General features: G+C 63.3%; 9 protein-coding genes and 2 pseudogenes. 6 read left to right on the top strand and 5 right to left on the bottom strand.

The window, feature by feature from the left end; genetic code table 11:
* Window positions 1-526 (bottom strand): annotated as a pseudogene (locus tag N181_RS32455) (hypothetical protein); the annotation flags it as partial.
* A gap of 195 nt (window positions 527-721) precedes the next feature.
* Here N181_RS32455 and N181_RS26260 point away from each other — a divergent pair.
* Entirely contained in the window at window positions 722-1,288 is a 567-nt protein-coding gene (locus tag N181_RS26260) for a transglutaminase-like cysteine peptidase (RefSeq protein ID WP_014328863.1), read from the top strand.
* A 31-nt stretch (window positions 1,289-1,319) separates the two neighbouring features.
* Here the strand turns inward: N181_RS26260 and N181_RS26265 are convergent, their stop codons facing one another.
* Both N181_RS26265 and macA read right to left on the bottom strand, forming a co-directional pair.
* Window positions 1,320-3,263: a MacB family efflux pump subunit gene (locus N181_RS26265; protein ID WP_037397097.1), complete on the bottom strand. Its 1,944-nt coding sequence runs from the start codon at window positions 3,261-3,263 to the stop codon at window positions 1,320-1,322.
* Between the two features lie 8 nt (window positions 3,264-3,271).
* A complete protein-coding gene (macA, locus tag N181_RS26270; protein WP_037397100.1) occupies window positions 3,272-4,540 on the bottom strand; it encodes a macrolide transporter subunit MacA in 1,269 nt (422 codons plus the stop codon).
* Window positions 4,541-4,804: 264 nt separating this feature from the next.
* Between macA and N181_RS26275 the strand changes: the two genes are divergently transcribed.
* On the top strand, window positions 4,805-5,452 hold the full coding sequence (locus N181_RS26275; RefSeq protein WP_060564001.1) for a TetR/AcrR family transcriptional regulator C-terminal domain-containing protein: 648 nt from the start codon (window positions 4,805-4,807) through the stop codon (window positions 5,450-5,452).
* A gap of 58 nt (window positions 5,453-5,510) precedes the next feature.
* Window positions 5,511-6,530, top strand: coding sequence for a ketol-acid reductoisomerase (ilvC, locus tag N181_RS26280; protein WP_014328859.1), 1,020 nt, complete (start codon window positions 5,511-5,513; stop codon window positions 6,528-6,530).
* Window positions 6,531-6,592: 62 nt separating this feature from the next.
* On the opposite strand, the gene N181_RS26285 is transcribed toward ilvC, so the two are convergent.
* Both N181_RS26285 and N181_RS26290 read right to left on the bottom strand, forming a co-directional pair.
* A complete protein-coding gene (locus N181_RS26285; RefSeq protein ID WP_037397112.1) occupies window positions 6,593-7,564 on the bottom strand; it encodes an aldo/keto reductase in 972 nt (323 codons plus the stop codon).
* Between the two features lie 60 nt (window positions 7,565-7,624).
* Window positions 7,625-8,227, bottom strand: a complete 603-nt coding sequence (locus N181_RS26290; RefSeq protein ID WP_037397116.1) for a class I SAM-dependent methyltransferase — start codon at window positions 8,225-8,227, stop codon at window positions 7,625-7,627.
* Between the two features lie 238 nt (window positions 8,228-8,465).
* Here N181_RS26290 and N181_RS26295 point away from each other — a divergent pair, with 238 nt between their 5' ends.
* The 3 genes and pseudogenes from N181_RS26295 to N181_RS26305 form a co-directional block, all read left to right on the top strand.
* Complete coding sequence (locus tag N181_RS26295; protein ID WP_037397118.1) at window positions 8,466-9,389, top strand: adenylate/guanylate cyclase domain-containing protein; 924 nt, start codon at window positions 8,466-8,468, stop codon at window positions 9,387-9,389.
* A 128-nt stretch (window positions 9,390-9,517) separates the two neighbouring features.
* A complete protein-coding gene (locus N181_RS26300; protein ID WP_080577599.1) occupies window positions 9,518-10,708 on the top strand; it encodes an ABC transporter substrate-binding protein in 1,191 nt (396 codons plus the stop codon).
* Between the two features lie 155 nt (window positions 10,709-10,863).
* Window positions 10,864-11,357: pseudogene (locus N181_RS26305) on the top strand (PLP-dependent aminotransferase family protein); the annotation flags it as partial.

The raw sequence follows: 11,357 nt of genomic DNA on the forward strand, positions 1-11,357 counted from the left end.
CGCTGGAGCCACCACCGCCGCCACCGGAGCCACCGCCGCCACCGGAGCCACCGCCGCCGCCGGAGCCGCCGCCGCCACCGGAGCCACCGCCGCCGCTGGAGCCACCACCGCCGCCGCTGGAGCCACCACCGCCGCCGCCGGAGCCACCGCCGCCGCCGGAGCCACCGCCGCCGCCGGAGCCGCCACTACCACCAGAGCCGCCGCTGCCGCTGCCGCCGCTGCCACCGCTGCTTCTGCCGGGGCCGGTAGCGTCGGTATCGCTACGATCGCGGCCGGGGGCAGAGGCACTGACGGTCGCCGTTGTTAGCGGCGGGCACATTTTGATTTGCGCGGGAGTAAGAATTTTCGAACGATTTATTGCAACGCAGCACGCTGCAAAGTTGTCTTCCGTCAGCGGTCTGCATTGCGCAGCAGTCATGCGCCGACGCTCTACTGCATCCGCGTCGGTAATAACAACGACGGCTGCTATCGACGCCGTGGAGAGCAGGAAAAATGTTCTAAATATCGAGCTATTAATTCTTTTCATTACTTTACCCCTCGTAAATACAAACTACGAAAATAAATTGATGATTTACTTAAAGATGCTGGGGGTCAATTTACGAAATATTAGTAGTACGTCACAAGAATGCCCTATTCCGAGCTAATCAAGCGCGGGCTAATCCTTGTGATCTAGCTCTCTACGTCGCGCTTTGGGGAGTGCGACTACCTTTGGGGGAATTTCATGAAACGCTTCATCGCGCTGACCGCTATTCTATTGTCCATCGCTGCCCCAAAGGTGGCTGATGCAGGGACGATCATGACGACTGCCGGCAAGGCTTTTGCGCCCCCGGCCTTTAACTCCTTCTGTTCGCGTGAACCGAGGCTGTGCAGAACCGGAGGAGGCAGGGGAACGGTCATTCTCGGCGCGGACAAGGCGAGCGAACTCAAACAAGTCAACAGCGCCGTCAATGCCCGTATCAAGGAGCGCAGCGACCGTGCAAATGTCGGCAAGGACGACGATTGGCGCGTGCCGACGGCCTACGGAGACTGCGAGGATTTCGCGATTTTGAAGAAGCGCGAGCTCCTGAAGCGCGGCTGGCCGGCCTCCGCATTGCTGCTGACGGTTGCCCGCTATCGCGGCGATGGCCATACGGTGCTGACTGTCCGCACCAGCGAAGGAGATCTCGTGCTCGACAATCTAACCAATTCGGTCAGGGACTGGTCGCGCACACCCTACGACTATTTCGCCCGCCAGTCGCAATCAAACGGCAGCCGCTGGGAGCGGATCGGCGGAGCACAGCGGATCTGATAGGCGCGCCTCCGGTTCGGCGCCGAGGTCTTCAATCGGCGCTCAGCGCCACGGCCGGCTGGAGGCGCGAGGCATTTCTGGCCGGCAGATAACCGAAAAGCAGGCCGGTCAGGAAGGCGCAGGCAAAGGCAAGCGCCACCGGTCCAGCTGTGAAGCTGACCGGCATGCCGAACGTGCGGGCGACGTAGGCGGTGCCGAGGCCGGCAACGATGCCGATCGCGCCGCCGATGGCGGACACCACCAGCGCCTCGACAATGAACTGCACGAGTATGTCGCGCTGCCGCGCGCCGGTCGCCATGCGCACGCCGATTTCGCGGGTACGTTCGCTGACGCTGACCAACATGATGTTCATCACCCCGATGCCGCCGACAAGAAGGGAGATCGCCGCGACGGAGCCAAGGAAGAGCTTCATCGTGTTCGACGTCTCGGTGAAGGCCTCGCGCACGGACGACATGTTGGTGATCTGCGTGTCCTCCTTCTTGTGGCGCTCGTTGAGGAGCGCCTGGATTTTTTCCTGGGTCAGATCAATGGCGGAGGAGTCCTTTACCTTGACGGTGATGGTGCGGATGTTGCGCTGGCCGAAAATGCGCATGCTGCCCGTGGTCAACGGCACCAGCACGACGTCGTCCTGATCGTTGCCGCCGGCGCTCGCGCCCATCTCGCTCATCACGCCGATGACCTGAAACGGGATCTTGTTGACGAGCACATATTGGCCGATCGGGTCGGAGTCGTCGGGGAAGAGAGTCTTGACCACGGTTTGTCCGAGCACCGCGACCGGCGCGTAGCCCTCCATATCGTCGCTGTTGATGAATTCACCGCGTCCGATGGGCCAGGATTTCGCCTCGACGAATTGCGACACGGTTCCATTGGCGGTGGTCTGATAATCGATATTGCCGCGCCGAAGCGTCACCGTACTCGTCATCTCCGGCACGGCGAAGGCAACGTTCGGCAACTCGAGGATGGCGTCGGCGTCCGACGGCACAAGCGTGACGTTGCTGCCGCCCGCGCTGCCGCGGAAATTGGCCATGCTCGGGCGCACCAGCAGGAGGTCGGAGCCCATGGAGGAGATGCGGCTCAGCACCGAATCCTGCGCACCGGTGCCGATCGCCAGCATCGCGACGACGGAGCCGACACCGATGACGATGCCGAGCAGCGTCAGGATCGTCCGGAAGAGGTTAGCCCGAAGCGCCCGCATCGCCATCTTGACCGCTTCCGAGACGTCGGCGATCGCGGCAAGGCCCTCGCGCGTGCGCTGGGCAAGGCCGAATGCGGCCTCCGGATTGCTCCGGCCCTTCTTGACGCGGTCGGCGATGATGCGGCCGTCGCGGATCTCGATCAGCCGGTCGGCCTGTTCGGCAACCTCGCGCGAATGGGTGATGACGATGATCGTGTGGCCGTTCTCGTTCATGTCGCGCAAAAGCGCCATGACTTCCCGACCGCTCTGGCTGTCGAGCGCACCGGTCGGCTCGTCGGCAAGGATGACGCGGCCGCCGTTCATCAGGGCGCGGGCAATCGAGACGCGCTGCTGCTGCCCGCCGGAAAGCTGGCTCGGCCGGTGATCGAGCCGTTCACCGAGATTGAGCGATTTCAGGAGCGCCTCGGCACGCGCGTGCCGGCTGTGGGCTGGCAGGCCGGCATAGACCGCGGGTACCTCGACGTTCTCCTGGGCGCTTGCGGTCGGGATCAGGTTATAGGCCTGGAAGACGAATCCGAACGTGCGCCGCCGCAATGCCGCAAGTTCGTCGGCGTCGAAGCCGGAGACCCTTTCGCCGTCGATCAGGTATTCGCCCGAGGTCGGCTGGTCTAGGCAGCCGAGAATGTTCATCAAGGTCGACTTGCCGGAGCCGGATTGGCCGATGATCGCGACGAATTCGCCCGCCTCGATATCGAGCGAGATGTCATGCAGGACCTCGACGGCGAGATCGCCGTTGAAATAGGTCTTGCTGACATCCTTGAGCGAGATGAGGGCGTGCATCGGCGTCTTCAGAAGATCGGCGGCATGCGCATGCCGCGGCTACGCGTGTTTCGCTGGCTACTTCCGGACGAGGCCGAGCTCGAATCGACGACGACGCTCTCGCCCTCCTTCAAGCCGTTGACGATCTCGGCGCTGACGCGGTTGCGGATGCCGACCTCGACCGCGCGGGTTTCGGTGGCGCCGGACGGGGTAAGCACGGTGACTTCCGTCTTGGGCTTGCCTGCGCCGTCGCCGCGCGCCGTGCGGATCGCGGCGCTCGGCACGACAAGAACGTCCTTGGCAGCAGCCTCGACGAAGAAGACCTGAGCGCTCATCGACATCATCAATTCGCCGGTCGGGTTGGAAACATCGAAGAGCGCGTAATAGAGGACGACGTTGTTTTCCGTGTCCGGCATCGGCTGGATCTGCCGCAATTTGCCGGCAAAGCGCTTGCCCGGCTGGCCGAGCAGGGTGAAATAGGCGTCCATGCCGATCTTCAGCTTGCCGACGTCGGCTTCGGAGACCTGGGCCTTGACGGTCATCGTCGAAAGATCGGCGATGGTGACGATCGTCGGCGTCGTCTGGTTGGCGTTGAGCGTCTGGCCTTCCTTGGCCGGATTGGCAACGATCGTGCCGGCCATCGGGGCATAGATCTTGGTATAGCCGAGATCGACCTTGTCGCCGGCGAGCGTCGCCTTCTGCTTACGGATCTGCGCCTCGATCGCCTGTACGTCTGCTTGAGCGGCGGTTTGGTCGGCGATCGCCTGGTCGAGGGTCGATTGAGAAACGCTCTTGGTCGCGACGAGACTGCGCTGGCGCTCGATATTCGCGTCCTTCAGCACGAGCTGGGCCTTCGTCGAGACGAGCTGGGCCTCGAGATGGGCAAGTTCCGCCTGGTCGATCTCGATCCTGTTCTCGATCGAGGCGGGATCGATTTCGGCGACGAGCTGGTTCGCCGCGACCCTGTCGCCGATCTCCACATGCAGCGATTTCAACTGGCCGGAAACCTGCGCGCCGGCATCGACGGACTTGATCGCGTCAAGCGTGCCGACGGCGGTGACGCTGTCCTCGATATCGCCGCGCACGACGACTAGCGTGATCATCGCGGTTTCGGGTTGCACGCCGTACTGGCTCCAGGCGTAGTAGCCGGCGCCGAGCACTGCGACGAGGACGGGCAGAGCGATCCGAAGGCGCCCGCGTCGCTTGCGGCGGACGGGTGTCACGGGGCTCGGCATCAGGGTGACGTTCGGCGCCGCAGCCGGCGCTTCCTGTCTGATCGTCTTCGCTGTCTTGCTCATCGGCACAGTGGCTTTCCGCCCTCGGATATTCTCCCTTTCAAAATAAGGGCGAACGGGGCGAGGGAACAGCGGCGGGATCATTATATTTTGGTAATCATTGCCGCTTTCGGCGGGCGACGCCGCGGCTCCAGTCCCAAAGCCCATTTGCCCCGACGACCTTTGATGACGCAGTGCATTTATCGGCAGAAACGGGCTTGACGTTCCACAGCCATCTGAGTAGAAGTTGCGAACCGTACCGTACGGTACTGAAGGAGTGACAACAAAGTGCGAGGCGTCGAGGCGACAAAGGAAGCGGGTGCCGGAAGCGGCCTGACGGAGCGTCAGGGTGCCGTTCTCGAACAGGCACTGCGGCTCCTTGTCGACGGCGGCGAGAAGGCGCTGACGACCGCGGGCGTGGCGCGTGCGGCGAGTTGCTCCAAGGAGAGCCTGTACAAGTGGTTCGGCGACCGCGATGGGCTGCTTTCGGCGATGATCGCCTTCCAGGCGAGCAAGGTCAGGACGCTCGGCGTTTCGGCCGAGGCGCTGGACGAGGCGAGCCTCAGGGCGCATCTTGTCGCCTTCGCCAAGGACCTGCTGGACGTGCTTGCCGGCGACGTATCGCTGGCACTCAACCGGCTGGCGATCGGCCAGGCAAGCCGTGAAGGCTCCAAGCTCGGGCGCTTGCTCGAGGAGCGCGGGCGCCGGCAGATCGGCCGCAGGGCAGGGGCGCTGCTCGAGGCGGGCCGAAAGGCGGGGCTTCTCGCCTTCGGCGATGCGGAGGAGGCCTATGGCGCGCTCTACGGGCTCGTCGTCTCCGACTGGCATTTGCGCATGCTGCTCGGCGACGACCCGAGCGGGCTGAAGAAGAATTTCGGCCGCAGGGCGGAGCGGGCGGTCGACGCCTTTCTCGCTCTCTATGGCGGAAAAGCGTAACGACGGTTCCGTCTGGACCGTCAAAGGGAAACGGACAAGCAAAGGGAAGGAAAGTTCAATGCGCGTCTATTACGATCGTGATGCCGATCTCAATCTCATCAAGTCGAAGAAGGTCGCCATCATCGGCTACGGCTCGCAGGGCCGCGCCCATGCGCTGAACCTCAAGGATTCCGGCGCACAGAACGTCGCCATCGCGCTGAAGGCCGGCTCGGCCACGGCGAAGAAGGCCGAAGCCGACGGCTTCAAGGTCATGACGGTTGCCGAAGCTGCCGCCTGGGCCGACTTGATGATGATGGCGACGCCGGACGAACTGCAGGCCGACATCTACAAGGCCGAGATCGCCGGCAATATCCGTGACGGCGCGGCGATCGCCTTCGCCCACGGCCTCAACGTCCATTTCGGCCTGATCGAGCCGAAGGCCTCGGTCGACGTCGTCATGATCGCGCCGAAGGGCCCGGGCCACACGGTTCGCGGCGAATACCAGAAGGGCGGCGGCGTTCCCTGCCTCGTTGCCGTTCACCAGAACGCTTCCGGCAATGCGCTTGACCTGGCGCTCTCCTACGCCTGCGGCGTCGGCGGCGGCCGCTCGGGCATCATCGAGACCAACTTCAAGGAAGAGTGCGAAACCGACCTCTTCGGTGAGCAGGTCGTTCTTTGCGGCGGTCTCGTCGAGCTCATCCGCGCCGGTTTCGAAACGCTGGTCGAGGCCGGCTACGCACCGGAAATGGCCTATTTCGAGTGCCTGCACGAAGTGAAGCTGATCGTCGACCTGATCTATGAAGGCGGCATCGCCAACATGAACTACTCGATCTCCAACACGGCCGAGTGGGGCGAATACGTCACCGGCCCGCGCATCATCACGGACGAGACGAAGGCCGAGATGAAGCGCGTTCTGAAGGACATCCAGACCGGCAAGTTCACCTCGGAATGGATGCAGGAGTATCGTTCGGGTGCGGCCCGCTTCAAGGGCATCCGCCGCGTCAACGACGCCCACCAGATCGAGGAAGTCGGCGCCAAGCTGCGCGGCATGATGCCCTGGATCGGCAAGAACAAGCTGGTCGACAAGGCGAAGAACTAAGCCTTACCTCCCAAGGGATAAAGGAAGCCGGGGCAACTGCCTCGGCTTTCTTTTTTGGGGGGTCAATCCCGATAGAAGTTCCGTGGCCAGCGGTGCGCGCGCAGCTTCTCGCGCTGTTCGGGGGCAAGCCCGCGTCCGTCGCCGACGGCGCAGTTGCGCTCGACGTTGCGGACCGAGCGCATGCCGGGGATGACGGTCGACACCGCCGGGTGGCTGAGGACGAAGCGAAGCGCCGTTTCGGCGAGCGCATCTGGGGCAATCGCCAGGTCCTCGATGATTTTTTGCGTGCGCTCCTCGACTTCGCGCTTCCGGTCGCCGCGGAAGTAGTTCTGTCGGAAATCGCCTTCCGGGAACACAGTGTCGGCGCGGATCTGACCGGTAAGGCCGCCTTCGTCGAGCGCAACACGGACGATCACGCCGACCTTGTGCTGCTCGCAGGCCGGGAACAGTTGCTCTTCGGGCGCCTGCTCGAAGACGTTGTAGATGACCTGGACGCTGTCGACCACGCCGCTTTCGATAAGCTTCAGGGCATTGTGGGGCTCGTAGTCGTTGATCGAGACGCCGAAGAAGCGGATCTTGCCATCGCGTTTCAGCCGCTCGACCGCCTCCAGCCAGTCGCCGCGCCCCACCCATTCGTCCGACCAGACATGGAACTGCTGGACATCGATGGTGTCGACGCCGAGATTGCGCAGGCTCGTTTCAGTGCAGGCGATGACGTGATCGGCGGGGAAACCGTCCTCGGCCGGCGTGCCCGGACGGGCCGGCCATATCCGGTTCTTCGGCGGGATCTTGGTCGAGACGTAGATCGTCTCCGATCGTTCGCGCAGCAATTTGCCGATCAGTCTTTCGCTATGGCCGTCGCCGTAGCCGAGCGCGGTGTCGATGAAGGTCAGCCCGAGATCGATCGCCCGGTTGAGGGCTCTGGCGGACTCCTCGTCGCTTGCGCCTTGCCAGCCGCTGTTGCCGATGCCCCAGGCGCCGTAGCCGATTTCGGAGATACGCAGGCCGGTGCGGCCAAGTGTTCTGTAGTGCATGGCTTTCTCACGGGTTTAGGTGGGAGGACCGCCCGTTACCTAGGTCTCGACCTCGCGAAGTCAATTGCCGGGCTTCACCGCCGCCGCGTGCAGCCAGCGTGTCGGCTTGCCGTCATAGCCGCCGCCGTCCGTCTCGCCGAATTCGACGCCGACCCAACGTGTCGCCTCGAATTGCTGCCGCAGCCAGTCGCGTGAGGGGTAGTTGTAGTAGCGGCCGAAAGCGTCGTGGCCTTCGATGTCGCCGGCTTTGAAGCTTGCCTGCAGCACGCCACCCACTTTCAAGGCGAGGAGGATGCGGGCGAGCACTGCAGGAAGAGCGGTGCGCGGCACATGCAGCAGACAGGCCTCTGCCCAAATGCCGTCGAAGCGCTCGCGCCAGCAGAGCTCTTCGAAGCGGATCACCTCAACCGGCCGCCCGAGCAAGCGTGCGGCCTCGGCGGCCATTTCCGGCGATCCGTCCGACGGAGTAACATCAAAGCCGCGGGCCATCATATAGGCGCTGTCCTGGCCGCCGCCGCAGCCGAGTTCCAGCACGGAGGCGCCGGGATTCAGCCTTGCGAGGAACTTGTCGAGCCGTGCCGCAGGTGTCCGGCGGGTGCGGCCCGCATAGGCAGCGGCGTTGTCGCGGTAGAAGCGATCGTTGCCGTCATCGATTGTCGTCATACGCACTCCCATGCCGTTGCTCAGCCACAACTAGCAGGACCCGCTGCCGCATACCAGGCAGCCAATGGCTGCTGGAGGTCACGCCAAGCCGTGGGGGCACCTATCTCTGTCAGGGGTCGCCGGAACAGCCTGCACTCTGTATGCTGGAGCCGAGATGGATTCGAGTGGCGAATCGTGCAACGGGTCTAAACCTCAGGGTTGTACCTACGTGGCGGAGACCGAGCGAGGATCAGGGGCCATGTCGGAAACGCGTCGCAAGCTGACGACCATCTTCAGCGCCGACGTTCAGGACTATTCGCGCCTGATGGGCGCTGACGAGGAAGGAACGCTTGCCACCCTCAAGCGCTACCGCGATGCCATGGCGCGTCTCATCGAGTCGCGCGATGGGCGGGTGGTCAACACCTGGGGTGACGGGCTGATCGCTGAGTTCCCGAGCGTCGTGGAAGCGGTGAGGGCAGCCGTCGACATCCAGAATGAACTGGCCGGCCTGAACGCCGGACGGCCGAGCGCGGCTCGGATGTACTTCCGCATCGGCATCAACCTCGGCGACGTGATTGCCGAGGGCGGTGATATTTACGGCGACGGCGTCAACATCGCCGCGCGTCTGCAAGCCTCCGCTCCCGCTGGTGGCGTCGTCATTTCCAACACGGTCTACGACCAGGTGCGCAACAAGGTGGCGGTCGGCTTCGACTTTCTCGGCCAGCTCGAGGTCAAGAACATTGAGGGCGGCGTTCCGAGCTATGCGGTTCGGATCGGTGCTGCGGAGGATCGAACATCACAGACGGCCAGCCCGGCCTTCGGACGACAGGCGCAGGCTGTGCCGGCTGCTGCCGGCGAACCCGCCCGACGGCATGCGCGGATCTATCGCGTGCTCGGCATGATCGCGGCCGGTATTGTCGTCATAAACCTTCTTTCGTGGCAAGGCGAGCTCTGGGCAGTCTGGCCTCTCTTCGCGATGGGGATGGCCGCAGCATTCCTGTGGATCAGGACCACTCAGCTGGACCGCGGATTTGCCACGCTCGCACTCGCGGGGCTCGCCGTTGTCACGATCAATCTTCTGACCTGGAGCGAAGAATTCTGGGCCCGCTGGCCGCTGCTCGGCCTGGCGATTGCCGCGGGTATCCGATGGGCCATGCGTGCACGAGGCAGCGCGAGGCGTTGAGCGATCAGGGCGGCGGCCCCGGCGGTGGGATCAGGTTGGAGACTTCCTGAGTCAGCAGACGCCAGCCTCATGTCAACGGTTCTCGGAAGGTGATAGACTTGATCGGCGAATTCTCGGGGGGCCTCGTGATGAAACGATGCTCTGTAGCGATCTGTCTGGCATTCAAGCCAGCGGCGCTGGCCATCTTGGCCTTCGCTGCCGCGGCCTCTGCCGGACCGATAGACGACCTGACGGCCGCGGCCAAGAAGGAGGGACAGCTCAGCGTCATCGCTCTGCCCCGCGACTGGTGCGGATTTGGCGGGATCATCGACGGCTTCGAGGCGAAATACGGGATAACGGTCACAGAGCTTCGACCGGAAGCTACATCCGAAGACCAGATAGAGGCGGTCAAGGCGGGAATCGAGTCCGGTAGCCAAAGGCCTGATGTCATCGACGTGGGCGTTTCCTTCGCGCCTCAGGCGAAAAGAGCCGGCTTGCTGCAGCCCTACAAGGTCTCGACCTGGGACACGATCCCGGATGCTGTCAAGGATGTGGACGGCCATTGGTATGGAGACTACTACGGGGTGCTGGTCTTCGAGATCAATGCGGACGTGGTTTCGAGGTTGCCGCAGGATTGGGCCGATCTTGCCCGGCCCGAATACAAGAATTCGATCGCCCTTGCCGGCAAGCTCTCAGCAAATCAGGCGGTGATGGGCGTGTTCGCGGCGGGGCGGTCGGTGACGGACCGAAACGTCGAGGAAGCCGCGAAGCAGGGCCTCCGATTCTTTGCCGATCTCAACAGGCGCGGCAATTTCGTTCCGGTCGTCGGCGACAGCGATACCCTCGTTGAAGGACGCACGCCCATCCTTATCCGCTGGGAGTATCTCGCGCTTGGCGACCGCGACCGCTTCGCAGGCAGGACCAGGATCGAGATCGTCAGGCCCAGAACGGGCGTCGTCGCAGGTGTTTATGTTCAGGCGATCAGCGCCTTTGCGCCGCATCCGAACGCTGCCCGGCTGTGGATGGAGCACCTCTACTCGGACGAGACGCAACTCGCCTGGTTGCGGGGCCACTGCGAACCGATCCGTGTTGAGGATCTGGCGCGCAGAGGAGTGGTGCCTGTCGACTGGCGGAACAAACTGCAGCGGCTTGAGCGCGATCGGGATGCATCCGATCCAGCCTTTCCGAGCGTCGAGGAACAGGAAAGGGCGCGCGAGATCATCACCAAAGGCTGGGACGGCATCGTCGGCGTGGAGATAATGTGCCTGCCTCCGGAGCCCGACCCCGGTCCGATGTCGTTCAATACAACCGGCACCTGCCAGCCGCCGATACCGCAGTAAATCAGCAGATGCGGAAGAAATCTTCCAGCGATGACGAATAGTGGTCGGGTAGTGCTGCTTGAAGCCCGCCAAAAACGGCAGCAAAATAGGTCAGGATTGTTGACATAAATCCAACACTGTGATCATCTCCGGCCTTCGCCAAGAGGGAGGGCCGCATGCTCAATTGGGAAAGCATTTTTGCCACGCGCTCGAGCCGGATGAAGGCTTCGGAAATTCGCGAACTTTTGAAGCTGCTCGACCGTCCGGACATCATCTCCTTCGCCGGCGGCATTCCCGATCCCGAGCTTTTTCCGCAAGCGGAGTTCAGCCAAGCCTATGCGGAGATTTTCGGCGGACCGGCGGTCAGCGCCGCGCTGCAATATTCCGTCAGCGAAGGTTACCGGCCCTTGCGTGAATGGCTTGCCAAGCAGATGGCGGCGCTCGGCATTCCCGCGACCGTCGACAACATCTTCATCACCTCCGGATCGCAGCAGGGGCTCGATTATCTCGGCAAGCTGTTTCTCTCGCCCAGGGACACGGCGCTCGTCACCTGGCCGACCTATCTCGGCGCGCTGCAGGCCTTCAACGCCTATGAGCCGACCTACGACCAATTGAATCCAGGCGGCAACCGTACCCCGGAAGCCTATGTCCAGGCGGCCGCCGAGGCGGG

The organism is Sinorhizobium fredii USDA 205 (assembly GCF_001461695.1).
In the GTDB taxonomy this organism is placed as follows: Bacteria; Pseudomonadota; Alphaproteobacteria; order Rhizobiales; family Rhizobiaceae; genus Sinorhizobium; species Sinorhizobium fredii.

What these genes read in the sequence shown, in the direction of transcription:
- N181_RS26265 (WP_037397097.1), bottom strand. Translation starts at nt 3,263, where the DNA reads ATGCACGCCCTCATCTCGCTCAAGGATGTCAGCAAGACCTATTTCAAC.
- N181_RS26285 (WP_037397112.1), bottom strand. Translation starts at nt 7,564, where the DNA reads ATGCACTACAGAACACTTGGCCGCACCGGCCTGCGTATCTCCGAAATC.
- macA (WP_037397100.1), bottom strand. Translation starts at nt 4,540, where the DNA reads ATGAGCAAGACAGCGAAGACGATCAGACAGGAAGCGCCGGCTGCGGCG.
- N181_RS26295 (WP_037397118.1), top strand. Translation starts at nt 8,466, where the DNA reads ATGTCGGAAACGCGTCGCAAGCTGACGACCATCTTCAGCGCCGACGTT.
- N181_RS26300 (WP_080577599.1), top strand. Translation starts at nt 9,518, where the DNA reads ATGAAACGATGCTCTGTAGCGATCTGTCTGGCATTCAAGCCAGCGGCG.
- N181_RS26290 (WP_037397116.1), bottom strand. Translation starts at nt 8,227, where the DNA reads ATGACGACAATCGATGACGGCAACGATCGCTTCTACCGCGACAACGCC.
- N181_RS26260 (WP_014328863.1), top strand. Translation starts at nt 722, where the DNA reads ATGAAACGCTTCATCGCGCTGACCGCTATTCTATTGTCCATCGCTGCC.
- ilvC (WP_014328859.1), top strand. Translation starts at nt 5,511, where the DNA reads ATGCGCGTCTATTACGATCGTGATGCCGATCTCAATCTCATCAAGTCG.